Raw genomic sequence first — 25,748 nt, forward strand, 5'->3', positions numbered from 1 at the left:
CCGCCGCTCAGCCCGCCGTTGAGCTGGTGAGCTCGAACGCCCGCCACATCGCCGCGTAAGCCCCGTCGGCGGCCAGCAGTTCGTCGTGCGTGCCGTGTTCGACGACGCGGCCGTGGCTGAGCATGAGGATGCGATCGGCGCCCATGGCCGTCTGCAGCCGATGTGCGATGATCACCGTCGTGCGGTCGCGCGCGAGCCGGTGCATGGCCTCGGTCACACGGGTCTCACTGGCCAGGTCGAGGTTCGAGGTCGCCTCGTCGAGCAGCAGGATCGCCGGGTCGACGAGTTCGGCGCGGGCGAGGGCTATCAGCTGCCGCTGCCCCGTTGAGAGTGAGGTGCCGCGCTCCGAGATCGCGGTCGCGTAGCCGTCGGGAAGCGCCGTGATCATCGCCTCGGCCCCGACGGCGCGTGCCGCCCGTGCGACGTCGTCGGCAGTGGCATCCGGTCGCCCATAGGCGATGTTCTCGCCGATCGTGCCGGTGAACAGGAACGACTCCTGGGGCACATAACCCAGCCGTGCGCGGTACCCGGCCAGATCGAGGGTGCGCAGGTCGGCGCCGTCGGCGCGCACGGCACCGCGATCGGGATCGTAGAACCGGGCGATCAGCTTCATCACGGTCGACTTTCCCGCGCCCGTCTCGCCGACCAAGGCCACCGTCTCACCGGGCCGGATGCCGAGTTCGACGCCGCCCAGTGCCTCGGTGGGCCGCGCGACCGGCGCCGCCTCGGCGAGGCGCTTCACATCGCGCGGACCCCGCAGGCGCGACGAGACCGCTTCCGTGGGATACGCGAAGTGCACGTCGTCGAGGTGTATATCGCCGGCCAGCGCATCGACGGGCCGCGGGTGGTCGGCATCGGGCGTGAGGGTGTCCAGGCGCATGAGCTCGGCGATCCGCGCCACCGACACGCGGGTCTGCTGCCACGCGTCGAACACCTGCGAGAGCTGCTGGATGGGGGAGAAGAACATGTCGATGTACAGCAGAAAGGCGATGAGAGCTCCGGCCGTGAGCTGCCCGTGGGCTATCAGCGACGCCCCGAGCCCCAGCACTATCACGTCGGCGATCGCCGAGAGGAACTGCACGAACGGAAAGTAGATCGCCACCAGGCGCTGAGCGGCCACCCGCGAGCGCAGGTATGCGGCACCGTGGCCGTGGAAGGTGCGCATCGTCTCGTGCTCGTGAGTGAATGCCTGCGACTCGCGTACGCCGGCCAGGCTCTCTTGGAAGGCGGCGTTCACCACGGCGATCCGCTCGCGCGCCAGGTCGTAGAGCCGCGATGCGCGGCGGCGGAACCACACGGTGGCCAGCGCCAACGGGATGATGATCGAGAGCACTGCCAGGCCCAGGGGGGCATCCACGACCACCAGGGCGACGGCGACACCGACGAATGTGACACCGGCGACCAAGGCGCCCAGCAGTCCGTTCTGCAGCAGCGATTCGAACTGGTCGATGTCGGTGGTCATCCGGGTCATGATGCGCCCGGCCATCTCACGCTCGTAGTAGTCGAGCGAGAGTCGCTGCAGCTGGGCGAACACCCGCACACGCAGCGAGAGCATGATGCGCTGCGCCACGCGCCCGCTGATGAACGACTCGGCCATTCCGGTGATCATGTCGCCGAGCGCGATGACCAGGTAGAGGGCGGATGCCGCGAACAGCACGTGCGCGGTGCCGGTGACCACGCCCTCGTCGATGCCGGTCTTCACGATCGCGGGGCCCAGCAGGCCCGCAAGCGCATCGAGGACGACGAAAACAAGCGCGAAAAGGAGCGGCCGACGGAACTCGCGCAGGAGCGCTCCGAGACTGAAGTCGCTGCGCCGCAGGCTTTCGTGGGCCAGGTCGAGGTCGGCGTGATCGACGATCGGCGGGAGCTTCTCGACCTGCGCGAGAAGTTGCGGTGTGGGCGCGAGGCTTCCGCGCAGGCCGCCGCCACCGCTGGAGCCGCCCAGCCCCATTCCCAGGCTCGGCGCCTGCACCGCGTGCGTGGCGGGCGGGGCGGAGGCGACGGCCGACGATGCGGGCACGACAATTCGTACAGCGGTGGCGCTCGGCGAGCCAGACGAAGGGGATCGGACCGGCTCGTCCGGCGCCTCGTCGGGCACCTCACCATCGCCGAACAGAGCCCGATAGGTGGGGCTGGCGTCGATGAGCTCGTCATGGCTGCCCTCGGCCACGATACGGCCGCCCTCGAGCACGACGATGCGGTCGGCCAGGTGCAGCGTGGAGTGCCGGTGGGCGATAAGCAGCACAGTGCGGTCCTGCATCACCGAACGCAGCGCGTCGTGGATGGTCTGCTCGGTGCGGGCATCCACGGCGCTGGTGGCGTCGTCGAGCACGAGGATCGCGGGATCCCGCAGAATCGCGCGCGCGAGCGCCACGCGCTGTCGTTGCCCGCCCGACAGACTCAGCCCCCGCTCGCCGACGACGGTGTCGTAGCCGTGGGGGAGCGCGGTGATGAACTCGTGTGCCCGCGCGGCGCGCGCAGCCTGTTCGATCTGCTCGTCGGTGGCATCGGGCGCGCCATAGGCGATGTTGTCCCGCACCGACTCCGAGAACAGGAAGGCGTCTTCGAAGGCCATCCCCACGCGGTGGCGCAGCGAGGCGAGCTGGACGCCCCGCGCATCCCGTCCGCCGATCGTGACCGCCCCGGCATCCGGATCGTAGAACCGAGTGAGCAGCCTGCCCGCCGTCGACTTGCCGCTGCCGCTGGCACCGACCAGCGCCACCTTCTCGCCGGGGCGGATCGTGAGTGAGAAGTCGTCGAGCACCGGGGCGCCGCCCGGGTACGCGAACGTGACGTGGTCGAACGATATGGCGCCGGGCCGCTCGTCGAGCTCGATCGCGTCGGGGGCATCGACCACGGTCGGTTGCAGATCGAGCAGCTGGAAGATGCGCTCCACGCCGGCGCGCGCCTGCTGGGCGATCGTCAGCATGCCCGCCAACTGGCGCGAGGGCGCCATCAGCTTGGCGATGTAGGTGGAGAAGGCCAGGAAGGTGCCCAGTGAGATGGAGCCGTTCAGGGCGAGCCAGCCGCCGAGGGCGAGAATGCCCACCTGCCCGAGCACCGGCACGGCCTCAAGCAACGGCTGGTAGCGCGCCTGGATGCGCACAGCGCGCATCTGGGAGCCGTACAGCCGGGACGCGGCATCCGTCAGCCGGCGCAGTTCGCGCCGCTCCTGGCCGAACGCCTTGACCACCCGCACACCGGCGATGTCTTCGTCGACGATGCCGGCCAGTTCGCCCTCTTTCTGCTGGCCGTCCCAACTCGCCGGGAACAGGCGGCTGCGCAGGCGGTAGCTGATGGCGATCAGCGCCGGCACGATGGCGAGACTGATGATGGCCAGCAGCGGAGACAGAATGAACATGACGATGAGCGACAACGCCATCATCAGCACGTTGCCGCCGACCATGGGCACGAAGTTGAGCAGCCCCTGCACGAGCCCGGTGTCGGAGTTCGCCCGGGCGACCAGCTGACCGGTCGGCATGGTGGCCAGGGTTGCGGCATCCATGCCCTGCAGACGGTCGTGCATGTCGTTGCGCAGGTCGTTCTGCACGTCGAGTCCGATGCGTCCGCCCCGGTAGCGGCGCAGATAGGCGAAGCCGAACCCCAGCACCGCCAGGGCGATCAACAGCAACAGCCACGGCAGCAACGGAGCGGTGCCGCTCACGATCACGTCGTCGACGATCGTGCGCGCGACCAGAGGCGTGGCCACCTGACAGGCAGCGCCCAGCGCAGCGGCGCTCAGGGCGATCACGAGGTGGCGCCGGTGGCGCAGAAGATACCCGCCCAGTCGACGCACCCACCCGGGCTCGGATGCCTTCATGCGCGACGTCCGGTCGGGTGGATCTGAGCCTGTCGCTCTTCGAGCGCGGCGCCGAAGGCTGCGATGGCGGCCATTGTCGCAGTGGGTTCGGAGGTGTGCTCGGCGACCTCGGTGACCAGCGCGACAAGAGCGCGCTCGGCGTCGAAACGCACGCGGTCGCCCTCGGCGGTGATGCGCAGGTCGATGGCGCGCTGATCGCCGGCGCCCCCGGCACGGGCGAGCAGGCCACGTCGAACCAGCGAGTCCACCGATGCGCTCACACTCGGCTTGCCCACCGCGAGGCGTTGGGCCAGGCGCGAGGCGCGCGCCTCGCCGTCGGCGACCGCCGAGAGGATCCGATAGTCGCTCAGGCTGAGCGGAGCGTGGTGCTGCAGGGTACGCTCGAGCATCCGCGCCATGCGGGCGAACGTCAATGTCGCTGCGCGGGCGTCGTCATTTGGTTCGGTCACCGAACCATTCTGCACCCTGTTCGGTGGTACCGGTGCGTTCTGTGCTCGCTGCCCGCGGCGGTGTGTCTCAGAAAGTGTTCTGTGGGGCGCGCATTGAGCGTGTCACAGAAAGTGCGGGATATCGCGGGGTGAGGGCGGCTGTTCTGTGACGCGCGGTGCGGGCGTGGCTGTTCTGTGACGCGCGGTGGGGGCGTGGCTGTGCTGTGAGGCGAGCGTCGAGCGTGTCACAGAAAGTGCGGGATGTCGCCGGGTAGGGGCGCCTGTTCTGTGACGCGCGGTGCGGGTGTGTCACAGATGGTGCTGGTCACGGGCCGCGAGGTCACCCGAGGTGCGACATCCCGCGTCTCCTCCACAGACAGACAGGAACTCCCAGTTATCCACATATTGGTGCGCAGCATCCCGAACCGCCCCGGCGAGGATGTCGGATGGAACCATGACCCGCACAGCACCTCTGCCCGCGCAGCTCATCGGCCGCCCATTCTCCGTCGCAGAAGCACGAGCGGAGGGCGTCAGTCGGTCTCGCTTGCGGGCGAGCGACCTTGTCATCCCGACGCGCGGCGCGCGCACGACGCATCCGCATCGTTCCGTCGTTCCAGAGAAGGAGACGCCGTCGCAGCGGATGATTCGTCTGCGCGACGAGATGATCGCCCGAGCACGCGAGGTCGCTCCCGTGCTCACGCCGGAGCAGTTCTTCAGTCACGACGTCGGTGTCGGCATCATCGGCGGGCCGCTGCCGTACACCACGGCAGACAAACGCGCGGTGGACGTCTCGGCGCGCAGACCGGCCGGGCAGCCGCGGCGAGCGGGGATGATCGGGCACCGATTGCAGCAGCGCGAATCTTCCTTCCGGATCGCGGAGGGGCTGCGCACGGAGAACCCCGCTCGGCTGTGGCGCCAGGTGGGTGCCCGGTGGGATCTGGATGATCTGATCGCGCTCGGCGACCACCTGATCTTGCCGCGCAATCGGCTTGTGACGCTCGAAGATCTCTGGGCCGAGGTTCGGGTGGCCGGCGATGTTCCCGGCGGAAAGCTCATGCGTGCGCTACGCGAGATCCGCGTGGGCTCTGAGACGCCCGAAGAGACCAAGCTGCGACTGGTGCTCGTGCGGGCAGGTCTGCCCGAGCCCGAGCTGAACTGGGTGCTGACCGACGAGAACGGAGAGTTCGTGGCGCGCCTCGATCTCGCCTACCCGGAGTATCGGGTCTGTCCCGAAAGCGACGGACGGGTGCACGCTTTCGACGAGGAGCAGTTCGCGCGCGACGCCGACCGGTGGGACGCGATCCGTGGGCAGGGCTGGAACCACGTGCGGATCCTCAGCCATCACCTGCGTCCGAATCCATCGGTTGCCGTGCGCAAAGTGGCCGAAGCACTCATCGCCGCCGGCTGGCGCCCGGGAGCCTGACGGGCTGGTTGGTGGGCCGCGCCCCGGTGGGCTGCGGCGGCACCGGTGGGCTGGGGCTGGGCCGGGGGCTGGGCGGGTAGTGATGGGCCGGGGGCTGGGCGGGTAGGCGGCACCGGTGGGCCGCGGTACCCCGGTGAGCCGCGGTACCCCGGTGGGCGGCGGCATCTGTGTGGCCCGCGGCATCCCTGTCACAGAAGTGGTGGGATGCTGCCGCCCGCACCCGTGCGTAGTGTGACACCGTCCGGTGCCATGTCACAGAACGGGCGACCTCTTGCGCGGCAGCCCGCATTTTCTGTGACACGCCCGGCCCGGGGAGTCTGGGTGGGCGGTGGCGCCCCGGTGGCCCGCGGCATCCCGGTGGGCCGCGGTACCCCGGTGGGCGGCGGCATCTGTGTGGCCCGCGGCATCCCTGTCACAGAAGTGGTGGGATGCTGCTGCCCGCACCCGTGCGTGGTGTGACACCGTCCGGCGCCGTGTCACAGAACGGGCGACCTCTTGCGCGGCAACCCACGTTTTCTGTGACACGCGAAGCGGCGAAGCGGCCAAGCGAAGCGGTCAGGACGCGAAGCGGCCAACATGCGAAGCGGCCAACATGCGAAGCGGCCAACATGCGAAGCGGTCAACAAGCGAAGCGGTCAACAAGCGAAGCGGCCAAGCGAAGCGGCCAACATGCCAAGCGACCAAGCGACCAAGCGACCAAGCGACCAAACGCTCAAGCGGCCAAACGGCGAACCGCGGCCGCCCCGCCCCGATCAGCCAGCGCCCGCGCCCTCCCGCTCAGGCGTGCAGCGCCTCGTTGAGAGTGACACCGGCGCCGGCGCGGCGCAACACCTCGACAGCTCCGCTGAGCGAGTTGCGGCGGAACAGCAGCCGATCGCCCCCCGACAGGGTCGATGCCTTCGCCGTGGGGCGCGTGCCGTCGGCGCGCACAGGTTCGTCAGCGAGCACGACCTTGGTGCCGCCGGTGAGGTAGAGCCCGGCCTCGACGACGCAGTCGTCGCCTAGCGAGATGCCGATGCCGGCATTGGCGCCCAGCAGGCAGCGTTGACCGATCGACACACGATGGGTGCCGCCGCCCGAGAGGGTGCCCATGATGGATGCCCCGCCGCCGATGTCGCTGCCATCGCCGACGACGACGCCCTGCGAGACTCGCCCCTCAACCATGGAAGCCCCGAGAGTGCCGGCGTTGTAGTTCACGAATCCCTCGTGCATGACGGTCGTTCCCGGCGCCAGGTGCGCGCCCAGGCGCACGCGCGAGGCGTCGCCGATGCGCACGCCGGGCGGGGTGACGTAGTCGGTGAGCCGCGGGAACTTGTCCAGCCCCTGCACCTGGATGCCGGCCGCGCGCAGTCCCGGGCGCAGCCGGTCGAGATGATCGGGGTGCACCGGACCGGCGTTCGTGAAGGCGACCGTGGGCAGGAACGCGAAGATCCCGTCGAGGTTGAGCTGGTTCGGCGCGACCAGGCGATGCGAGAGCGCATGCAGGCGCAGGTACACGTCGGCCGTCGAGGCCGGCGCCGCGTCGAGATCGATCTCAAGCTCGACGATCTCGACCCGCACGTCGCGCCGGGGGTCGTCGCCGACCGATCCCTGCAGCTCGGCAGCACGGGTGGCCTGGGTCGTGCCGTCGGCGATCCCCAAGCGCGGAGCGGGGTACCACGCGTCGAGCACCGTGCCGTCGGAGGCGATGGTGGTCAGTCCGGTTGCGAAGACAGTGCGCTTCTCGCTCATCCCTTTACGCTAGCGGTCGTCACGGACAGGGGACGCCACGGTGACGTGGCTAGACTCGAGGGATGCCGGAGCTCGATCTGACCGCCACCTCTGCCGATCTGACCCGGGCGGTCTGTGACATTCCGAGCGTGTCCGGCGATGAGGCATCCCTCGCCGACGCCATCGAGGCGGCTGTCGCGCGGTACCCGCATCTCGAGGTGACCCGCGATGGCGACACCCTCGTCGCCCGCACCGACACCGGCAAGGCGCAGCGCGTGGTCATCGCAGGGCACATCGACACGGTTCCCATCAACGGCAACGTGCCCACGCGCAACATCGAGCAAGACGGCGAGCCGTACATCTGGGGGCGCGGCACAGTCGACATGAAGTCGGGGCTGGCTGTGCAGCTCAAGCTCGCCGCCGAGCTCGTCGATCCACGGGTCGACCTGACCTGGATGTGGTACGACCACGAAGAGGTGGATGCCGCCAGCAACGGCCTGAACCGCCTGTCGCAGAACCGACCCGACCTGTTCGTCGGCGACTTCGCGATTCTGGGTGAGCCGTCCAACGGCCAGGTCGAGGGCGGCTGCAACGGCACGCTGCGAGCGGTGGTGCGCACCCACGGCGTGCGTGCCCACAGCGCGCGATCGTGGATCGGCGAGAACGCCATCCATGCCGCGGCGCCCGTGCTGGCGCGGCTTGCGGAGTATCGCCCGCGCGATGTGGCGGTGGAAGGGCTCGTGTACCGCGAAGGACTCAACGCCGTGCGCATCGGCGGCGGGGTCGCCGGCAACGTCGTCCCCGACCTGTGCGAGGTCGAGGTCAACTACCGTTTCGCTCCGAACCACACCGTTGCGCAGGCCGCCGATCACGTACGCAACGTGTTCGAGGGCTTCGAAGTGGAGATCACGGATGCCGCTGCCGGTGCCCGTCCGGGATTGGACGCACCGCTGGCCCAGGAGTTCCTGGCCGCAGTGGGGGCCGAGCCTCGCCCGAAGTACGGGTGGACCGACGTCGCGCGGTTCTCTGCCCTCGGGATCCCGGCCGTCAACTACGGCCCCGGTGACGCTCTGCTCGCACACCATGACGAGGAGCGGGTGCCGATCGCGCAGATCGAGGCCGTGGAGCAGGGTCTGCGAGCGTGGCTCTCGCCGAGGTGAGCCGGGATCGCACCCGCGGATGGCAGCGACTCCCGGCCGCGATGCGCATCGCGATCATCTATCTGATCGGGCGGGTGATCACCACAGGGCTCTTCGCCGGTGCCGCCCAGCTGTCCACGGCCAGCTCGCGGTACGGCGAACGCCCACGGTTGGGCACCCTGCTGATGGGCTGGGACGCGCAGTGGTACTGGTACATCGCGGTGCACGGTTATCCGAGCTCGCTCCCGCTGGATGAGGCGGGGCAGGTCACACAGAACCAGTGGGCGTTCATGCCGGTGTACCCGTATCTGGCGCGGCTGCTGGGCGGCACGGGCATCGGATGGCAGGTCGCAGCCATCCTGATCTCCCTGGTCTCCGGGTACCTGGCTGCTCTCGTGCTGTACCTGCTTCTGCGGCCGCGGATCGGCGCGATCGCCTCGATGTGGGCGGTCGTGTTCTTCGCGAATGCGCCGCTGGCGGCGATGTTCCAGGTGGCCTACGCCGAGTCGCTGTTCCTGCTGATGCTGTTCGCCGCTCTATGGCTGGTGGCCCGACGTCGATACGCCTGGCTGTATCCACTGGTGCTGCTCATGGCCTTCACGCGCCCGGGAGCGCTCGCCTTCGCGCTGTTCCTCGCCCTGCACGGGATTGTCCGCTGGGTGCGGCGGCGAGACGAACGTCTGCGACCGAGCGAGGTCGTGCACATCGTGCTGAACGGCCTGCTGGCGGCGATCGCCGGCTTCGCGTGGCCCGTGATCGCCGCCGCCGTGACCGGGCGGGCCGATGCGTACATGGCGACAGAGCTCAGCTGGCGCCGGGGGTGGATCACCGGCGATGACGGCTCGTTCGCCCCGTTCCGCGGATTCTGGGATGCCGCGGCTTTCTGGTTCGGGCAGTGGGGGCTGGGCGCGACCGCCGGATACATCGCGCTCGGGGCGCTCGTGGTGCTCATCGCCGCGCTGCTGCTGTTCGGCCCGCGGGTACGGCGACTGGGCACGGACGTGCGGCTGTGGTCGGCGTCGTACCTGCTCTACCTGTTCGCGGTGTTCTTTCCGCAATCGAGTGTGTTCCGACTGCTCCTGCCGCTTTCACCGCTGTGGGGCGCGGCAGCGGTGCCGAGGTCTCGCACCTGGCGCTGCGGGGTGCTCGCGGCGTGTGTCGTGGGACAGTGGTGGTGGATCTACAACATGTACGCACTCGGGAATACGTTCTGGCAGATCCCCTGAGTCGGCTGGTGACGGCTGATTGCCGGCGGGCCGAAACGGCACGGTAAACTAACGAGACAGACCAGCGACGAAAGGGAGCCACGATGGCAGCCATGAAGCCGAGAACCGGAGACGGCCCGATGGAGGCTGTGAAGGAGGGGCGTCTGATCATCGTCCGCGTTCCGCTCGAAGGGGGCGGACGTCTCGTCGTCTCCGTCAACGACGCGGAAGCGAAGGAGCTCTACGACGTGCTCGGCGGTGTCGTGAACGCCTAGTTCACAGATCTCCACGTCAGCGGCCGGTCGGAAGACCGGCCGCTGACGTGTGTCAGGCCTCGTCGGGGTGCACGGTGGTCAGCTGCAGCAGCCCCTCGCCGCTCAGCGAGAGCGCACCGATCACGGCGGGGGAGGACTGCGTCTCTTGGATGAGAGACCGATAGGCGCTGGTGACCGGGTCGCGACGCACCGGGTCGGCGACGGCGCCGCCGGCAAGCACGCGCGGCACGAGCACGGTTCCTCCCGGGCGAACCAGGCGCAGCCCGTGCTCCACGTATTCGATCACGCCTTCGGCGTCGGCATCGACGAACACGATGTCGTAGGCACCCTCGTTCATGCGGGGCAGCACTTCGGCGGCCCGCCCCGTGATGAAGCGCGTACGCGCCGCCGGAATGCGCGCGGCGGTGAACGACTGCCGTGCGGCGCCGAGATGCTCGGGCTCGCTGTCGATGGTGGTCAGGATCGCACGTGGTGCCCCGTGCAGCAACCATAGGCCCGACACCCCGGCGCCCGTGCCGATCTCGATCATGCTGCGGGCCGCGGTGGCCGCGGCGATCACTGCGCATTGGGCGCCCACAGCGGGGCTGATCGGCGCGGCTCCCAACTCGAGCGCGTGCGCGCGCGCACGGGCGATGTGGTCGGGCTCGGCCGTCGCTTCCTGGACGAACCGCTGGTTCGCGTCCTGCTCGCTCATGTGTGCACCAACCTCCGCTCCCAGCGTACGCGAGCGGCGTGGGCCGAACCGGCAGACGCGGCAGGTAATCTGAAGTCATGATCTTCGGGCTGACCTTCGAGAAGCTCCTGGTGATCGGTGTGATCGCCGCGCTTCTGCTGGGGCCCGACCGTCTTCCCAAATACGCGGAGATGCTCGCACGCGCGGTCAAGCGCGGGCGGGAGCTGCTGGGCACCGCCAAGGAGCGCATGCAGGACGAGCTGGGCGACGACGTGGACTGGCGCACCCTCGACCCTCGCCAGTACGACCCACGCCGCATCATCCGCGAAGCCCTGCTCGATGACACTCCGGCCCGGCCCGCGGCGCCGGCGGCACCGGCTCCCGTGGCGGCACAGCCCGAGGCCTTCCGCCCCGGCACCGTGCCCCCGTTCGATTCCGAGGCCACCTGAACTCCTCCCCAGGTGGGCGCACACCGCGAGTTGTGCACAGATTGGGCTGCGGCATCCCGCGCGTGATCGTCGACGTGCAGGCTGGAGGAATGACGAACGACACTCTGGCGGCCGACAAAGATGCGCCGCTGACCGATGACACCCTGTTGACCGAGCGCGTGCTCTTTCTGCTCGAACGTGCGAACCTCCGCCAGTTCTGGATGATGTTCCTCGATGAGCACGACGTTCAAGCACCGACCCTGATGCCGTGTGACGATCTGCCGGTGGACCCATGCCACCAGACCCACACCGATGATCTGGGCACCGTGACGCACGCCGAGCTGCTCGCCGCGCGGATAGCCTTCCTGATGGAGCACTGCGAATTCGCCCAGGCGGTGTTCGTATGGGAGCGCCGGGGCGGCCCGCGGGTGGGTGAGCAGGAGCGCGCGTGGGCGCGCGAGCTCGGCGCGGCATGCGTGCGACACGGTGTGCGGGTGCGCGCGCAGTTCTTGCTGCACGACCGGGGCGTACGCGTACTCGCGCCCGACGACTACCTCTGAGGCTGTGCTCTGGCCCCCGAGGGGTCGCCGGTGTGGCCGATGTTCTGGGCACCGCGGCGGCGCGCAGGCAGCAGGTCGATCCGCTCGGCGAGCGCTGTCAGGGCCAGGGATGCCGCATCGTGCGGGTCTGCGAGAACCGCCGGGGTACCGGCATCCCCATCGCGTCGCAGTGCCGGGCTCAGCGGAATCGACGCGAGCAGCGGCACCTGCTCGTCGGGAGTGCTCAGCGCGGTGGCGACGGCCTGGCCGCCGCCGGCGCCGAACAGATCGAAGACGGTGCCGTCGGGCAGGGGCATGGGGGCCATGTTCTCAACCACACCGAGCACGCGCTGACCGGTCTGGCGGGCCACCAGCCCGCTGCGGGCGGCGACCTCGGCGGCCGCCGGCTGTGGGGTGGTCACCACCAGCACGTCGGCGTCGGGCAGCAGCTGCCCGACCGTGATCGCGATGTCACCGGTGCCCGGCGGCATGTCCAGCAGCAGAACGTCGATGTCGTCGAAGTGCACGTCGGCGAGGAACTGCTGCACGGTGCGATGCAGCAGCGGGCCGCGCCAGGCCACGGCCTGCCGCTCGGCACCCTCGCGCAGGAACATGCCGATGGAGATCGTCTTCACCTCGTGGGCCACCGGCGGCAGGATCATGTCGTCGATGCGGGTCGGGCGCGGCATGGCACCGGTCGCATCGACCAGGCCCATCAGGCCGGGAATGGAGAACCCGTGCACATCGAGGTCGGCCAGACCCACGCGGTGCCCCCGCGACGCGAGGGCGACGGCAAGGTTCGCGGTCAGCGTGGACTTGCCCACCCCGCCCTTTCCGCTGGTGACGGCGATGACCCGGGTGCGCGAGGAGCCTGAATACGGGGCGCTGCGTCGGCCGCGTGCGCCACGCAGCCGCTCGACCAGCGCGGCGCGTTCGGCCGGATCCATGGTGCCGACCGTGACGTCGACCTCGTTCACCCCGGGAACGGATGCCGCGGCGGTGGCCACATCGGTCTCGATCTTCTGGGCCATCGGGCAGCCCACCACCGTCAGCACGATGGACACGTGCGCGGTGCCACGTTCGTCGACCGTGATCTCGCGGACCATGTTCATGTCGTCGATCGATCGGCGCAGCTCGGGGTCGACCACGGCCCCGACCGCCGAGCGCACGGCGTCGGCGAGGGCGGTCACGACGCGCTGCCGGCGTCGTCGCGTTCGTCCAGCAGCGCCTTCAACTCGTGGCGCAGGGCCTCGCGGGTCATCACCTGCTCGGTCAGCTCGGTCAGTGCCAGGCGCAGCGCGACGATCTCACGGGCGAGGTACTCGGTGTCGGCGAGATTGCGTTCTGCGCGCTGGCGGTCTTGCTCGATCTGCACGCGGTCGCGGTCGTCCTGACGGTTCTGCGCCAGCAGGATCAGGGGAGCCGCGTACGACGCCTGCAGTGAGAGCACGAGGGTGAGCACCGTGAACCCGTACACCTGCGAGTCGAACCGCAACGGCTCCGGGGCCAGAGTGTTCCAGGCGATCCAGGCGACGCAGAAGATCGTCAGCAGGGCCAGGAACGTGGGGGTGCCCATGGCCCGGGCCACCCACTCGGTGAAACGCCCGAAGCGGTCGCGTGAGGGCTGTGCGGGGCGCGCGCGCATGCCGCTGCGTCCCCGGGGCGCGTCCAGGCCCACGCGGTTTGTCGTGCGTGCCATCTAGCGCCTCCTCGGAATGCTCGCGGTGGTGGTGGGGACGGGCTCGACATCGGTGTCCTGCGAACGCCAGTCCTCGGGCAGCAGGTAGTCGAGCACGTCGTCGACGCTGACCGCGCCGACCAGGCGCTGGGCCGGATCGACGACCGGCACCGAGACGAGGTTGTAGCTGGCCAGCAGCCGTGCCACCTCGGCTGCCGACGCGGTGACCGGTACCGCATCGGCGGCATCGTCGATGATCGCACCCAGTCGTTCGTGCGGGGGATAGCGCAGCATCCGTTGGAAATGCACGGTTCCCAGCAGGCGCCCGGTGGGCGTCTCGTACGGCGGCAGCGTGACGAACACCGCCGCAGCTAGGGCCGGATGCAGCTCATGCCGGCGAATCAGCGCGAGTGCCTCGGCCACGGTGGCATCGGCGGGCAGCACGATGGGCTCGCTGGTCATCAGGCCGCCGGCGGTATCGGGGCCGTACTTCAGCAGCGCGCGGACGTCGTCGGCCTCTTCGGGCTCCATCAGATCGAGGAGTTTCTCGAGCTTCGTCTCGGGCAGCTGGCCCAGCACGTCGGCGGCGTCGTCGGGCTCCATCGCGTCGAGGATGTCGGCGGCACGCTCGTCGCCGAGCTGTTCGAGGATGTGCACCTGATCGTCTTCGGGCATCTCTTCGAGGGCATCGGCGAGGCGATCGTCGGGCAGCTCCTCGGCGACCTCGAGCAGTCGTTCGTCGGGCAGGTCCAGCAGCGTGTTGGCAAGGTCGGCGGGCTTGAGCTCGGAATAGGTCGCCACCAACTGTTCGGCCGACTGCGCCTCACCGGGGTTCTGCTGCTCACGCACATCGGACCACTCGGCGAACGTCGTGGGCCCCTTCGCGAACGGCGATGCCGAGGTCTTCGGCTTGCGCAGGAACAGCTGCCCTACGCTCCACATGCCCAGGCGGTCCTGTTCGATGGCGACATCTTCGATGACCGCGTGGCCCGAGCCGTCGCGGAAGAACACTTTACGACCGAGCAACTCGGCCATCACCCGTACCTCGCCGCCGCGCTGCTTGAAGCGGCGCACGTTGATGAGCCCCGTCGTGATGACCTGCCCGGTGGCGATCGAGGTGACCCGGCCGATAGACAGGAAAACGTTGCGTCGCCCGGGGATCTCGACCACGAGTCCGATGACTCTCGGGGGATCGTCTTTGCGGTAGATGACGACGACGTCGCGGACGCGCCCGACCCGGTCGCCCGCGGGGTCGAAGACCGTGCAGCCGGCCAGCCGCGCGACGAAAACCCTCTGCGTGCTCACTCTCCCAGCGTAGCCGTCTGAGGTGTTCCGATCCGGAAATGCGTCGTGCCGCCGTGACAAGATGGAGTGGTGACTATGCCGGGGTTGGGACAGGGACGCGGAGCGATCGGCGAGACCGTCGCGAGCTTCCCGACGTACGAGGGCGCGCAGAAGGCGGTCTCGGCCCTCGTGGCCGCCGACATCCCTGCCCGTGACATCGCGATCGTGGGCAGCGGACTGCGCTCGGTGGAGCGCGTCACCGGAAAGCTCGGCTATGCGACCGCCGCGCGCAGTGGTGCCATCAACGGCCTGCTGTTGGGTCTGTTCTTCTCGGCGATCTTCGTGCTCGGCAACAGCGCCGCGCCGTTGTCGGCGTTCATCGGTGTGCTGTTCGTCGGGGTGGCGCTCGGGATGCTGCTGAGCATCGGCGGATACGCGATAGTGCGACGGCGCCGCGACTTCGCCTCGGTCACGCAGGTGATCGCCGACCACTACGAGGTCACGGTGCTGCCCACCAGCATCCATCGCGCCCGCGAGGTGCTCGGGCCGGTGACCACCGTCGCGCGGCCGCAGGAGTCGAACCCCAGCGCCCCTCCGCAGTATGGCGAGCGCAGCGATGACCCGCCCCGATACGGTCAGCGCCATGAAGAGCCGCCGCGCTACGGTGAGCGGGTGGTGCCGCCGCCCCCGCAGTTCGGCGTGCGCACTGACGACCCGCCGCGATACGGGCAGCGTCTGCCCGAGAAGGCTCAGGCCGACGCCGCGCAGCCCGATCCCGCAGCGTCCGAGAGCACGCCAGAAGATGGCGAGCCGGCGCCCGAGGCGACTCCGGCGAGTGAGCAGCCGGCTCCCGAGGTGCCGGACGAGCAGCCGCACCCCGACGGGCAACCGGCCCCCGAGGTGCCGGACGAGCAGCCGCACCCGGACGAGCAGCCGCACCCGGACGGGCAGCCGGCTCCCGAGGCGCCGGACGAGCAGCCGGATGGCGCCCCGGAGCTCGAGCACCCCGACGAGTCCACCCTCCCCGACGGAGACGACGATCGCCGCCAGTGAAGCCCCCGTTCGGGTGGCCCTGCCTCGGGGCGTCGTCGATGTCGACACGGCAACGCACGAGCCGGACGCGTCACCCTGGGCCACGGTGCTGCTCACGCACGGCGCGGGTACGCGCTTCGATCATCCGTTCCTGCTCGGCTTCGCCGATGCTCTGGCCACAGCCGGTGCCCGGTGCGTGCGCTTCAACCTGCCGTATGCGCAGCAGGGTCGCCGCGTGCCTGGACCTGCGGCGCACGCCATGGCAGGATGGCGCGCGGTGCGGGATGCCGCCCCTGATGACGCGCCGGTGTTCGCGGCCGGCCGTTCCTACGGCGGACGGATGGCGTCGATGGCGGCCGCCGACGGACGGTTCGACGTGGCCGGCCTTGTGTACCTGGGCTATCCGCTGCATCCGCCGGGCAATCCCGATCGACTGCGGGCCGACCATCTGCCGGCGATCACGGCGCCGCAGCTGTTCGTGTCGGGTACCCGCGACCCGTTCGTCGCTCCGCACGACCAGCTTGAGCGCGCCGTAGCCTCGTGCCCTCGCGCCCGGCTGCGCTGGATCGACGGGGGCGGGCACGGCTTCGAGGTTGCACGCCACTGTCGCCCGGCCGCCCAGATCGGCGTCGAGATCGCCGCTATCGCGGCGGAGTGGATGCGCGCCCAGGTGTGATGCCTGCGCGTGTCCGGCGTGCACCCACCCTTGACCGGGCCGTTCACGGCAGCGGGCCGACGTAGCGGCCGCGCGGGCGCAGCCGCATCGGCGGCTCGGCGTATTCGGCCAGGCCATGCGCGACCCAACCGACGAGGCGGCCCAGGGCGAACACGGCCGTCCCCGCCCCCGGGGGCATCTGCGCACCGATGGTGAATGCGGCCAGTGCCAGGTCGAGATTCGGATGCAGCCCGGCACGCCGTACCAGCAGCGCAGTCAGCGTATCCACCGCATCGCGCAGCGGCTGTGTGTCCGACATGGCGTACACGAGCGGCAGAAGTATCGCCGCGCGCGCATCGGTTGCCGAATACAACGGCTGGCCGAAGCCCGGCACCCCACGGCCGGTGCGTGCCACCGCCGTTGCCACGGCGGCTTCGGCATCGGTACCGCTCATGACGTCGAGAATGAGTTCGCGCGCCGCATCGCCGGCGGTTCCGTGCATCGGTGTGTCGAAAGCACCCAGAGCGGCCGACGCCATGGCGTAGGCCGAGCCGCGAGCGGAGGCCGCCATGCGTGCCGCCATCGTCGACACCGCCAGATCATGATCCACGCACACGACGAGAGCGGCCTCAAGTGCGCGGCGATCGGCGGGGTTCGCCTCGCGTGACGAGAGCGCACGCCAGAGGTCGGGAGCGTCGTGCTGCTCGTCGCCGAGGGCGTCGGGAAGGTTCACGAGCATGCGTGCGCCGGCCCGCCGCACGCTCCCGGAGCTCGCCTCGCCCCGCAGCGGATCGGTGGCAGCCAGCACGGCGACGCCGACGCGCAGCCTGTCGACGAACGAAGCTCCGGATGGCAGAGCGGCCACAGCACGAGCGATGGCGGCGCAGTCTCGCACATCGGCGACCGGCCACGGCTCGTTCATCCTCCACAACGCGCGCGCCACATCGGGCAGTGTCGCCGTGGCGGCAAGGCGGGCAGCATCCTCGCCGCGGAAGAAGAGCTCGTCGTCGAGGACCACGGCCACATCGGTGTCGATCACCATCAGCGGCGATCCGGCTGCGTGGACGGTGTCGGGCGCGCCGGTGCGACGTCGCCGAGCGGCGAACTGCTCGACTTCGATCGGATCGAAGGTGGAGCCGCTCGTTGAGCGTTCACGGTTCAGAAGCCCGCGGGACACGTAGGCGTAGAGCGTGGCCGGCTTGATCCCGAGCCGGTGTGCGGTCTGCTCGGCGGTCAGACGTGGGGGGAGTGTCATATTGATCCGATCAACATTGACGAAGTATCGATCATGTTCCGACACTGACGGTAGCGCACCGGCGCAAAGCGGAAGGAGAGGCTGATGAATGAGACCGAACCCGTGCCTGTGATCGCACCCCGAGGCCTGGCCGGCGTGGTTGTGGCAGACACGGCGATCAGCGATGTTCGCGGTGCGGAGGGCGTGTTCCACTACCGCGGCCACAACGCCGTTTCGCTCGCCACCGACAGCACGTTCGAAGACGTCTGGCACCTGATGCTCTTCGGCAGTCTGCCCGACGCGCCCGCGCGCACAGCGTTCCTCAGCCAGATCTCGCGGATCTCGCACGGCGATGACCTGCAGACGGTGCTGGCCGCCGTGCTGCGCGCTGATCAGGACCCGATCTCGGTGCTGACGGCGGTGTGGCCGCTGCTGGCGAGCCGTCGCGGGATGGGCGCCTCGTACGGTCTCGGTGAGGCGCAGCGGCGGGATGCCGCGCTCGAACTCGCTGCCATCGTGCCCACCGTGCTCGCGGGGTGCGCGGGTGCGCTGCCGGTGCCGTCGGGCCAAGGCCTCGTCGCCGACCATCTGACGGCGATGACAGGTCATGATCCGGATGCCTGGGCGCGACGGGCGCTCACGGCATATCTGATTCTGGTCATGGATCATGGCTTCAACGCCTCCACATTCACCGCGCGGGTGATCGCGTCGACGGGCGCGGGCATGGCCGCGTGCCTCACCGGCGCGCTGGGCGCTTTGACCGGTCCCTTGCACGGTGGAGCTCCGGCGCGGGCGCTGGAAGCCCTGGACAGCTTCAGCGAGGTATCCGACATCGAGCCCTGGGTCCGTGCGGAGCTCGCGGCTGGGCGGCGGCTGATGGGATTCGGACACGCCGTGTACCGCACGGTCGACCCGCGGTCGCAGCTGCTGCGGCGACTGGCTCTGGAGCAGGGTGGACCGCGCGTCGAGCTGGCGGTGGCCTATGAACGTGTCGCCGAGCGCGTACTCGCAGAACTCAAGCCCGGTCGGGCCCTGCATGCGAACGTCGAACTGTTCGCCGCGGTCGTGATGGAGCTGTGCGGCATCCCGCGTCGGTTCATGACGCCTACGTTCGCGATGGCCCGCGCCGTCGGGTGGAGCGCCCACGCCCTCGAGCAGGCGGCGGATCCGAAGATCATCCGGCCGGCGTCGCGTTACGTGGGGCCACCGCTGCGCTGACCGGCGTGCGTCAGCTGCGCAGCCGCGCGACCCAGGCCTCGACCTCGTCGGCGGTGCGGGGCAGTGCCGCCGAGAGGTTCTCCACGCCAGAGGCCGTGACCAGCACGTCGTCTTCGATGCGCACGCCGATGCCCCGGTACTCCGCCGGCACGGTCTCGTCGTCGATCTGGAAGTACAGGCCCGGTTCGATGGTGAAGACCATGCCCGGTTCGAGGATGCCGTCGTAGTACATCTCCCGGCGCGCCTGCGCGCAGTCGTGCACGTCGATGCCGAGGTGATGTGAGGTCCCGTGCACCATGTAGCGGCGGTGCTGACCGCCGCGGTCGGCGTCGAGGGCTTCGTCGGCGCTGACCGGCAGCAGCCCCCACTCGGCCGTGCGTCGCGCGATCACGCCCATCGCCGTCTCGTGCACCGAGCGGAACGTCACGCCGGGCCGGGCGGCGGCGAATGCGGCATCGGCGGCCTCGCGCACGGTCTCGTACACCTTGCGCTGGATCTCGCTGAAGGTGCCCGACACCGGGATGGTGCGGGTGATGTCGGCCGTGTACAGGCTGTCCATCTCGGCGCCGGCGTCGATGAGAATGAGGTCACCGGGCACCACGGCGCCGTCGTTGCGCGTCCAATGCAGGTAGCACGCGTGCGGGCCGGATGCGGCGATCGTGTCGTAGCCCTCCCAGTTGCCCTCGCTGCGGGCCCGGCGGTGGAAGACGCCCTCCACGATGCGCTCTCCCCGCGGGTGTTCGATGATCGCCGGCAACTCGCGCACGATGTCGTCGAATCCGTCGGCGGTGACGCGGATCGCCAGCCGCAGCTGTGCAAGCTCGTACTCGTCTTTCACGAGCCGCAGCTCTGAGACGGCACGCGTGAGGGCGGCGTCCTCGTCGACGACGAGGTCGTCATCGTGCTGTTCGAAGTCATCGATGTGCGCGGTGGCCAGTCCCAGGTCGGCCGAGACCCCGGCGGCGGAGGGACGTGGCCCGATCCAGAACTCGCCGATGGTCGCATCCCCGTAGAACTCCGGCGTGGTGCGGTCGGCCCGTTCGCGGAAGTAGAGAGTGGCGGTGTGGCCGCCCTCGGTCGGGTCGAGCACGAGCACCGAACCCGGCTCGGCATCACTGCCCCAGCCGGTCAGATGCGAAAAGGCCGCGTGCGCGCGGAATGGATAGTCGGTGTCGTTGCTGCGCTGCTTGAGTTCGCCGGCGGGGACCACGAGCCGCTTGCCGGGGAACTGCGCCGAAAGCTTCGTACGCCGTGCCGCGGCGTACGGTGCCTGGTCTCGGGCCGGCGGTGCCGTCTCGGGCCGTGCCGCCCACCCGGTTGAGATCGTGTCGAGGAACCCCTGCGGGAACGGCTGCTTGCGGTTCTGCGTCGAGTCAGTGGCCGCCGCGGTGGCGGTGGTGGTCTCGCCTGTGCTGCTCATGCTTCCAGTGTCGCACGTCGTGCATGCGCGGACCCCGGATCGGCGAGCGCGGCAGGGCTACGCCCGTGCGATGCGCTCGGCCTCTCGGGCAGCGACGATCTTGCGCAGCCCCGAGCTGGAGAACCGGTGATCTCGGCCGTTGAAGTACAGTTCGATGCCGCGTTGCTCGCAGTACGCACGGCCGGTGAAGTCACGGTCGCGGTACTCGTCGCCGACGATGCGCACGTCGAGCTTGAACGAGCGGAGGATGTCTTCGAGGTCTTGCTCGGTCGAGTAGGGCACTATCTCATCGACATATTGGCAGCCACGCAGCTGGATGTAGCGCTCGACGACGGTCTGGGTCGGTGCGTTCTTCTCCGGCCGATCGATCGTCGGGTCCATCTGGAGCCCGCAGATCAGGTAGTCGCACTGCCGCTTGGCTTCGGCCAGCATCATGATGTGACCGGCGTGCAGCAGGTCGAAAGTGGAGAAAGTGATCCCCACTCGCGGACCGGGGTTGAAATCCTGCGGCTTCTTCACGTCAGCGGACGTCGTCGCATCTTCTCGGTGATCAGGCACGTGAGAACTTTATCGGCCGCCACAGACACTGCGCGCCGTGATGACCTCACTTCGCCCGGTCAAGCTGCACCACGAGCGGTCGGTGGTCGCTGCCACTGCCGTCGAGCGAGGTCAGCACCACCGAGCCGGTCGGGATCCAGGCATCCGTGGCCATCACGTGGTCGATGGGGGCACCCAACAGCGCGGGCATGTCGGTCGGCCACGTTCCCACGCCCCCGGTCCCCGTCGCCGAGGCGGCGTCGTGACAGCGGCCCATCGTGGCCCCGTCCACGCCGAGGGCTGCCATGTGGTCGATGCCGGCGTTGAAGTCCCCGGCCATGATCACGTTGTCTGCTGCGCACTGATTCGCGATCCAGCGCAGGTCGTTCTCCCAGCTGGCCATGTACGACTGGCGCGGTGCCACGGCGTGGGCGGCCACGATGATCGGCCCGTCGCCGTCGACGGGCATGGCCACCGCTGAGGGCACCGTCGATGTGTTCGTGGTGCCGTCTGAGGTGGACTCGACCACGGAATAGTCGCCGAGGTCGGGCGAGATGAGCACCGTCGTCGAACTGGCATCCCAACCGTGCTCGCCGTACTGGGTGTGGTAGGCCCACATGCGATGACCGAGCCCGCGCATCGCGATGGCCACCTTCTCGCCGGTGTCGATGGTGGTCTCGGGAAGTGTCACGATGTCGGCGTCCATGGCCACGGCCGTGCGAGCGATGGTGTCGGGGTCGGTGGCCGAGCCCGCGGTGTTCCACGTCATGACGCGCAGGCTCTGGGAGGTCTTGGCGGGCAGGGCATCGTTTCCCAGCCCGCGGGAGGCGATGATCCCCGCATTGGCCGCTCCTGCCAGCACGGCGATGAGAGCGATGGATGCCGCGAACCCGCGCAGCGGCCGGATAAGCATGAGAAGCAGCATGACCACCAGCACCGCCGCGCAGGCCAGCACGATGATCCCGCGGAAAGCCACGAGCTGTGCGATCGGCCAGGTCCGTTCGAGGTGGAAGAACTGCGGCCAGCTCAGGATGGCTGCGCCGATGGCGCACAGCACCGTCACCAGGATCCCGAGAAGGCGAAGCACGAGGTGACTCTAGGTCAGCAGCCTGTGAGATCGACGCACGGGGCGCCCGCGCTACCCTCGGATCATGGCCGCCCACCAGTTTCGGGGTCCGAGTGATCTGCACCTGCACTCGGAGCGCTCCGACGGCACCCAAACACCGGCAGAGGTGATGCGATCCGCGCACGAGCACGGAGTGCGCACCGCGGCACTGACCGATCATGACACGACCGACGGGTGGGCCGAGGCCGCCACGGCGGCGACATCGCTGGGTATGACGTTCCTGCCGGGCATGGAGATGTCGGCGCGCTATCACGGGCGCAGCGTGCACGTGCTCGCGTATCTCATCGATCCTGATGACGCACCGCTGCGGGCCGAGGTCACGCGGGTGCGATCCTCGCGTCTGGATCGGGCGCGCACGATGGCGGATCGGATCGCGCGCGATTACGACCTCAGCTGGCCCGACATCCTCGCGCATACCCGCGACGGCGCAACCGTGGGTCGTCCGCACATCGCCGATGCGCTGGTGGCCAAGGGCCACGTGCGCGATCGCACCGAGGCCTTCTCGGGCATCCTCAATCCACGCGGCGACTACTACGTCGCTCTGTACGCCCCCGATCCGGTCACCGCGGTGCGTCTCGTGGTCGGGGCCGGGGGAGTGCCGATCGTGGCGCACCCCGCCGGTCGTGCGGGGGTGCTGCCCGATGACGTTCTGCGAAGGATGCTGGATGCGGGATTGGCCGGCTTCGAGCTCGCCCACCGCGAGAACAGGGCGGAGGGGGTGCGCACACTGCGGCGACTTGTCGACGAGCGCGCTCTGATCGTCACCGGCTCAAGCGACTATCACGGCGCGGGCAAGCCGAACCTGCCCGGCGAGAACACCACGAGCGACGACATGGTGCAGCGCATCATCGACACCGCGTCGGGGACGGCCCCGATCTACAGCTAAAGCCCGCCGGCGACGGCGGGCGTCAGGCCTCAGGCACCGGGTGTCGGTGAACCGGCGCCCGAACGGCGCCGCCGACGCCGACGCCGGGCAGCAGCCGGCTTGCCGTCGTGATGCTCCTTGCCCGCACCGTCGTGCGTGCCGGCGCCGTCACCGGTCACGTCCTCCGACGCTGCGGAGGACTCTTCGGCCGGGTTGGCTTCGCCCTGCTCGAACGTAGAGCCGACGCGGTCCTGCTCGTCGGCTCGGCGCCGGCGGCGACGACGCTTCGTGCCCGCCTCGCCCTCGGCTGCGGCATCCGTCGCCCGTGCCGGGGTCTTCTGCGTCTTCACCGACTGCGTGCGCGGCGCCGTCGCTATGCGGCCCTTGGTGCCCTCGGGGATGTCGAGCTCTTCGTACAGGTGCGGACTGGACGAATACGTCTCCATCGGCTCCGGCTTGCCGAACTCCAGCGCCCGGTTGATGAGGGCCCACTTGTGCAGGTCTTCCCAGTCGACGAAGGTCACCGCGATGCCTGTCTTGCCTGCACGGCCGGTGCGTCCGACCCGGTGCAGGTACGCCTTTTCATCGTCGGGCACGGTGTGGTTGATGACGTGCGTGACGTCATCGACGTCGATGCCCCGCGCGGCGACCTCCGTGGCGATCAGTACGTCGCGCTTGCCTGCTTTGAACGCCGCCATGGAGCGCTCCCGCGCCTCTTGGCTCATGTCGCCGTGCACGGCGCCCGCGTTGAAGCCGCGGTCGCTCAACTCGTCGACGAGCTTCTGAGCGGCGCGCTTCGTGCGCGTGAACACGACGGTCTTGCCGCGGTCGCGGGCCTGCAGGATGCGTGCGATGACCTCGTCCTTGTCCAGCGCGTGGGCGCGGTAGACGAGGTGGCGGATGTTCGCCTGCGCAATGCCCTCGTCGGGGTCGGAGGCGCGGATGTGGATCGGGCTCGACATGAACCGGCGGGCCAGGGCGACGATCGGGCCGGGCATGGTGGCCGAGAACAACTGCGTGTGACGGACCGCCGGAACCTTCTGGAAGATCTTCTCGATGTCGGGGAGGAAGCCAAGGTCGAGCATCTTGTCGGCCTCATCGAGCACGACCTCGTGCGCGTTCGACAGGTCGAGCAGACGCTGCCCGGCCAGGTCGATGAGTCGCCCGGGGGTGCCCACGACGATCTGTGCGCCCGCGCGCAGCTGCTCGATCTGTCCCTCGTAGGCTTTGCCGCCGTAGATGGCCACGACGCTGGTGGCGCGGTTGGAAGTGAGCATGTCGATGTCTTCGTACACCTGCACCGCGAGTTCACGAGTGGGCACCACGATCAGCGCCTTCACCCCCGGCTCGGGATCGAGACCGAGACGCTGGACGACGGGGATGCCGAAGCCGAAGGTCTTTCCGGTGCCGGTCTTGGCCTGGCCGATGATGTCCTGGCCCGGAAGGCTCAGGGGGATGGTCTGCTCCTGGATGGGGAACGAGTCGATGATGCCGCGTGCGGACAGCGCCTGAACGATGTCCTGTTCCACGCCGAGGTCGGCGAAAGTCGTCACGATAGATGTGCCTGTCTGATGTCAGAGGCGGTTCGGAACCGCCGTGCGAAAAGGTCCACGCCCTTTCGTCGTCAGCCAGGCGCGGGGTCCCGATCCGTCGCCGGGACGGCACGAGTCTACCCGAGGGGGTCTTGACGACTCCCGGGCACGCCGCGCAGGGCCGTAGGCTGTAACGCGTGTTCGGGTGGTTCAGAGGTCGCCGGCCTGCGGCGCGGGTGCTGCGTCTGCGCTCGCGTGGCGAGCAGGGCGATGCCATTCGCGTCGCCTTCGAGGCGTTGGCGCCCGATGCGGACACCTTCCTCGGGCAGGCTGCCTATCTGCAGCTGGGCGTCTTCGAGACGCTGAGCGAACTGATCACCGCGACGCCCGATCTCGCCCACAAAGAAGCGTTGTCGAAGGCCGCCGGTGCGGCGCTGACCAAGCATCGGGAGATCGTCGCACTGATCCGTGAGCGCGAGGGAGATCCCACCGCGCTCATGCTGCCGTTCCGTGAGCCGCTGGACGCCTTCCGTGCGGCCACGCACGGCGTGCGCCGGCACGAGACGATGCTGTCGGTGCACATCACGGCAGGGATGCTCGACGATTTCTACGACGCCCTCTCGCACAGTTACGGCGAGACCGGCGCGCGGGTGGCGCGCATCCTTCAAGCCGACGATGATCGGCAGGCCATCGTCGACCTCGTCGCCGAGGCCATCGCCGACGATGACGAGTTGCGCTCGCTGTTGGCGATGTGGGGGAGGCGCCTGGTCGGTGACACCATCCTGATCGCGCGGGCAGCCCTGCGCGAGCGGATGCTGGACGCGGCGGCGTCCGAGCAGGTCGAGCCGGTCTTCACCGAGCTGCTGGCCGCGCACGCGCGTCGTATGCAGGCGATGGGACTGACCGCCTGAGGCGGCCCGTCAGGCGATGCGCAGGCGCTTGCGCTCGCGCTCGTCGTGCGCGTTGCGGATGCGGGCAAGCAGCGGCAACAGCGCGTACACGATCGCGGCCGGCACGAAGGCGGCGGCCAGCCACAGCCAGGCCGAGGCTGTGGTTACTCCGAGCCAGGTCAGCAGCGCCCAGACGGCGCATCCGACCACAGCGCCCACGATGGGGCCCAGGCCCGCGCCGCGGGTGTCGCGTGCGGGAACAGTGAAGTGCGCCAGCGCGCCGATCGCCGCCCCGTAGATGAGGGCGAGGACGATCTCCATCAGGCGACGAATCCAACCTTGCGCACGTCTTCGGTGCCCAGCTCGACGTACGCGAGACCCGCGGTGGGAACGATGTAGGAGTTGCCCTTGGCGTCGCTGAGCGTGACGTGCGGAGCACCCGACTCGAGTGCCTGGGTCACTGTGGCGCGCACGGCGTCGGCCGTGTCGTCGCTCTCGAAGTTCAGTTCACGTCCGGTGTTCACGATGCCGATGCGGATCTCCACGGATCACTGCCTTTCCATGCCGTTCGGGCGGGTATGTGACGACTCTACGGCACCCTCACCCCACCTCGGCTCGGGCACCGCACGCTCTGCGC

At 69.4% G+C, this 25,748-nt stretch carries 25 protein-coding genes; 11 read left to right on the forward strand and 14 right to left on the reverse strand.

Annotation, left to right across the window (positions count from 1 at the left end; all coding sequences use genetic code 11):
- Positions 1–7: 7 nt before the first annotated feature.
- Together ET475_RS14130 and ET475_RS14135 are read right to left on the reverse strand one after the other, a co-directional pair.
- Entirely contained in the window at positions 8–3,820 is a 3,813-nt protein-coding gene (locus tag ET475_RS14130) for an ABC transporter ATP-binding protein (protein ID WP_129391603.1), read from the reverse strand.
- Entirely contained in the window at positions 3,817–4,269 is a 453-nt protein-coding gene (locus ET475_RS14135) for a MarR family winged helix-turn-helix transcriptional regulator (protein ID WP_129391606.1), read from the reverse strand. Before ET475_RS14135 ends, ET475_RS14130 begins: the two co-directional genes overlap by 4 nt.
- Before the next feature lie 433 nt (positions 4,270–4,702).
- Here ET475_RS14135 and ET475_RS14140 point away from each other — a divergent pair, with 433 nt between their 5' ends.
- The gene (locus tag ET475_RS14140) at positions 4,703–5,671 is read left to right on the forward strand and encodes a hypothetical protein (RefSeq protein WP_129391609.1); all 969 of its coding nucleotides are present in this window, start codon (positions 4,703–4,705) and stop codon (positions 5,669–5,671) included.
- Between the two features lie 777 nt (positions 5,672–6,448).
- On the opposite strand, the gene dapD is transcribed toward ET475_RS14140, so the two are convergent.
- A complete protein-coding gene (gene dapD / locus ET475_RS14145; RefSeq protein ID WP_129391612.1) occupies positions 6,449–7,402 on the reverse strand; it encodes a 2,3,4,5-tetrahydropyridine-2,6-dicarboxylate N-succinyltransferase in 954 nt (317 codons plus the stop codon).
- Positions 7,403–7,464: 62 nt separating this feature from the next.
- On the opposite strand from dapD, the gene dapE reads away from it, so the two are divergent.
- From dapE to ET475_RS14160, 3 genes are all read left to right on the forward strand, one after another.
- The gene (dapE, locus tag ET475_RS14150) at positions 7,465–8,541 is read left to right on the forward strand and encodes a succinyl-diaminopimelate desuccinylase (protein WP_129391615.1); all 1,077 of its coding nucleotides are present in this window, start codon (positions 7,465–7,467) and stop codon (positions 8,539–8,541) included.
- A complete protein-coding gene (locus ET475_RS14155) occupies positions 8,523–9,746 on the forward strand; it encodes a hypothetical protein (RefSeq protein WP_242497648.1) in 1,224 nt (407 codons plus the stop codon). Before dapE ends, ET475_RS14155 begins: the two co-directional genes overlap by 19 nt.
- 83 nt (positions 9,747–9,829) lie before the next feature.
- Positions 9,830–10,000: a DUF3117 domain-containing protein gene (locus ET475_RS14160; RefSeq protein WP_084515728.1), complete on the forward strand. Its 171-nt coding sequence runs from the start codon at positions 9,830–9,832 to the stop codon at positions 9,998–10,000.
- Positions 10,001–10,052: 52 nt separating this feature from the next.
- Here ET475_RS14160 and ET475_RS14165 read toward each other — a convergent pair whose 3' ends face one another.
- Positions 10,053–10,694, reverse strand: coding sequence for an O-methyltransferase (locus tag ET475_RS14165; protein ID WP_129391618.1), 642 nt, complete (start codon positions 10,692–10,694; stop codon positions 10,053–10,055).
- A 77-nt stretch (positions 10,695–10,771) separates the two neighbouring features.
- Between ET475_RS14165 and ET475_RS14170 the strand changes: the two genes are divergently transcribed.
- Positions 10,772–11,122, forward strand: a complete 351-nt coding sequence (locus ET475_RS14170; RefSeq protein ID WP_129391622.1) for a twin-arginine translocase TatA/TatE family subunit — start codon at positions 10,772–10,774, stop codon at positions 11,120–11,122.
- An 89-nt stretch (positions 11,123–11,211) separates the two neighbouring features.
- Complete coding sequence (locus tag ET475_RS14175) at positions 11,212–11,661, forward strand: hypothetical protein (protein WP_129391625.1); 450 nt, start codon at positions 11,212–11,214, stop codon at positions 11,659–11,661.
- Here ET475_RS14175 and ET475_RS14180 read toward each other — a convergent pair.
- Genes ET475_RS14180 through ET475_RS14190 form a run of 3 tightly spaced genes read right to left on the reverse strand, consistent with a single transcriptional unit; the run spans position 11,652 to position 14,623 of the window.
- Positions 11,652–12,830: an Mrp/NBP35 family ATP-binding protein gene (locus ET475_RS14180; protein WP_129391628.1), complete on the reverse strand. Its 1,179-nt coding sequence runs from the start codon at positions 12,828–12,830 to the stop codon at positions 11,652–11,654. The genes ET475_RS14175 and ET475_RS14180 overlap by 10 nt on opposite strands.
- Entirely contained in the window at positions 12,827–13,339 is a 513-nt protein-coding gene (locus ET475_RS14185) for a DUF1003 domain-containing protein (RefSeq protein ID WP_129391631.1), read from the reverse strand. Before ET475_RS14185 ends, ET475_RS14180 begins: the two co-directional genes overlap by 4 nt.
- Positions 13,340–14,623, reverse strand: a complete 1,284-nt coding sequence (locus tag ET475_RS14190; protein ID WP_129391634.1) for a magnesium transporter — start codon at positions 14,621–14,623, stop codon at positions 13,340–13,342.
- Positions 14,624–14,698: 75 nt separating this feature from the next.
- Here ET475_RS14190 and ET475_RS14195 point away from each other — a divergent pair, with 75 nt between their 5' ends.
- Both ET475_RS14195 and ET475_RS14200 read left to right on the forward strand, forming a co-directional pair.
- On the forward strand, positions 14,699–15,655 hold the full coding sequence (locus tag ET475_RS14195; RefSeq protein WP_340638620.1) for a general stress protein: 957 nt from the start codon (positions 14,699–14,701) through the stop codon (positions 15,653–15,655).
- 13 nt (positions 15,656–15,668) lie between these two features.
- Positions 15,669–16,310, forward strand: a complete 642-nt coding sequence (locus ET475_RS14200) for an alpha/beta hydrolase family protein (protein ID WP_242497650.1) — start codon at positions 15,669–15,671, stop codon at positions 16,308–16,310.
- A gap of 43 nt (positions 16,311–16,353) precedes the next feature.
- Here ET475_RS14200 and ET475_RS14205 read toward each other — a convergent pair whose 3' ends face one another.
- Positions 16,354–17,544 (reverse strand): citrate synthase, encoded by a 1,191-nt coding sequence (locus tag ET475_RS14205; RefSeq protein WP_129391641.1) that lies wholly within the window; start codon positions 17,542–17,544, stop codon positions 16,354–16,356.
- 84 nt (positions 17,545–17,628) lie between these two features.
- Between ET475_RS14205 and ET475_RS14210 the strand changes: the two genes are divergently transcribed.
- Entirely contained in the window at positions 17,629–18,741 is a 1,113-nt protein-coding gene (locus ET475_RS14210; protein WP_129391644.1) for a citrate/2-methylcitrate synthase, read from the forward strand.
- Between the two features lie 10 nt (positions 18,742–18,751).
- Here ET475_RS14210 and ET475_RS14215 read toward each other — a convergent pair whose 3' ends face one another.
- The 3 genes from ET475_RS14215 to ET475_RS14225 are packed head-to-tail and all read right to left on the reverse strand — an operon-like array spanning position 18,752 to position 21,785.
- Entirely contained in the window at positions 18,752–20,161 is a 1,410-nt protein-coding gene (locus ET475_RS14215) for an aminopeptidase P family protein (RefSeq protein WP_129391647.1), read from the reverse strand.
- 57 nt (positions 20,162–20,218) lie between these two features.
- Positions 20,219–20,719: an adenylyltransferase/cytidyltransferase family protein gene (locus ET475_RS14220; RefSeq protein ID WP_207205358.1), complete on the reverse strand. Its 501-nt coding sequence runs from the start codon at positions 20,717–20,719 to the stop codon at positions 20,219–20,221.
- 46 nt (positions 20,720–20,765) lie between these two features.
- A complete protein-coding gene (locus ET475_RS14225) occupies positions 20,766–21,785 on the reverse strand; it encodes an endonuclease/exonuclease/phosphatase family protein (protein WP_129391650.1) in 1,020 nt (339 codons plus the stop codon).
- Between the two features lie 64 nt (positions 21,786–21,849).
- Here ET475_RS14225 and ET475_RS14230 point away from each other — a divergent pair, with 64 nt between their 5' ends.
- A complete protein-coding gene (locus ET475_RS14230; protein ID WP_129391653.1) occupies positions 21,850–22,710 on the forward strand; it encodes a PHP domain-containing protein in 861 nt (286 codons plus the stop codon).
- 29 nt (positions 22,711–22,739) lie between these two features.
- Here ET475_RS14230 and ET475_RS14235 read toward each other — a convergent pair whose 3' ends face one another.
- Positions 22,740–24,242, reverse strand: coding sequence for a DEAD/DEAH box helicase (locus ET475_RS14235; protein ID WP_129391656.1), 1,503 nt, complete (start codon positions 24,240–24,242; stop codon positions 22,740–22,742).
- A 176-nt stretch (positions 24,243–24,418) separates the two neighbouring features.
- Between ET475_RS14235 and ET475_RS14240 the strand changes: the two genes are divergently transcribed.
- A complete protein-coding gene (locus ET475_RS14240; protein WP_129391659.1) occupies positions 24,419–25,132 on the forward strand; it encodes a ferritin-like fold-containing protein in 714 nt (237 codons plus the stop codon).
- A 9-nt stretch (positions 25,133–25,141) separates the two neighbouring features.
- Here ET475_RS14240 and ET475_RS14245 read toward each other — a convergent pair whose 3' ends face one another.
- Together ET475_RS14245 and ET475_RS14250 are read right to left on the reverse strand one after the other, a co-directional pair.
- Positions 25,142–25,432, reverse strand: coding sequence for a hypothetical protein (locus tag ET475_RS14245; RefSeq protein ID WP_129391662.1), 291 nt, complete (start codon positions 25,430–25,432; stop codon positions 25,142–25,144).
- Positions 25,432–25,656 (reverse strand): DUF3107 domain-containing protein, encoded by a 225-nt coding sequence (locus tag ET475_RS14250; protein WP_129391665.1) that lies wholly within the window; start codon positions 25,654–25,656, stop codon positions 25,432–25,434. The genes ET475_RS14245 and ET475_RS14250 overlap by 1 nt, the downstream gene beginning before the upstream one ends.
- Positions 25,657–25,748 lie beyond the last annotated feature (92 nt).

Origin of the sequence: Microbacterium protaetiae (assembly GCF_004135285.1) — a bacterium.
Taxonomy (GTDB): domain Bacteria; phylum Actinomycetota; class Actinomycetes; order Actinomycetales; family Microbacteriaceae; genus Microbacterium; species Microbacterium protaetiae.

Excerpts from the sequence above, each read along its gene's own strand:
- ET475_RS14130 (WP_129391603.1), bottom strand. The coding sequence starts at position 3,820 with ATGAAGGCATCCGAGCCCGGGTGGGTGCGTCGACTGGGCGGGTATCTT.
- ET475_RS14140 (WP_129391609.1), top strand. The coding sequence starts at position 4,703 with ATGACCCGCACAGCACCTCTGCCCGCGCAGCTCATCGGCCGCCCATTC.
- dapD (WP_129391612.1), bottom strand. The coding sequence starts at position 7,402 with ATGAGCGAGAAGCGCACTGTCTTCGCAACCGGACTGACCACCATCGCC.
- dapE (WP_129391615.1), top strand. The coding sequence starts at position 7,465 with ATGCCGGAGCTCGATCTGACCGCCACCTCTGCCGATCTGACCCGGGCG.
- ET475_RS14160 (WP_084515728.1), top strand. The coding sequence starts at position 9,830 with ATGGCAGCCATGAAGCCGAGAACCGGAGACGGCCCGATGGAGGCTGTG.
- ET475_RS14165 (WP_129391618.1), bottom strand. The coding sequence starts at position 10,694 with ATGAGCGAGCAGGACGCGAACCAGCGGTTCGTCCAGGAAGCGACGGCC.
- ET475_RS14170 (WP_129391622.1), top strand. The coding sequence starts at position 10,772 with ATGATCTTCGGGCTGACCTTCGAGAAGCTCCTGGTGATCGGTGTGATC.
- ET475_RS14175 (WP_129391625.1), top strand. The coding sequence starts at position 11,212 with ATGACGAACGACACTCTGGCGGCCGACAAAGATGCGCCGCTGACCGAT.
- ET475_RS14185 (WP_129391631.1), bottom strand. The coding sequence starts at position 13,339 with ATGGCACGCACGACAAACCGCGTGGGCCTGGACGCGCCCCGGGGACGC.
- ET475_RS14195 (WP_340638620.1), top strand. The coding sequence starts at position 14,699 with ATGCCGGGGTTGGGACAGGGACGCGGAGCGATCGGCGAGACCGTCGCG.
- ET475_RS14205 (WP_129391641.1), bottom strand. The coding sequence starts at position 17,544 with ATGACACTCCCCCCACGTCTGACCGCCGAGCAGACCGCACACCGGCTC.
- ET475_RS14210 (WP_129391644.1), top strand. The coding sequence starts at position 17,629 with ATGAATGAGACCGAACCCGTGCCTGTGATCGCACCCCGAGGCCTGGCC.
- ET475_RS14215 (WP_129391647.1), bottom strand. The coding sequence starts at position 20,161 with ATGAGCAGCACAGGCGAGACCACCACCGCCACCGCGGCGGCCACTGAC.
- ET475_RS14230 (WP_129391653.1), top strand. The coding sequence starts at position 21,850 with ATGGCCGCCCACCAGTTTCGGGGTCCGAGTGATCTGCACCTGCACTCG.
- ET475_RS14245 (WP_129391662.1), bottom strand. The coding sequence starts at position 25,432 with ATGGAGATCGTCCTCGCCCTCATCTACGGGGCGGCGATCGGCGCGCTG.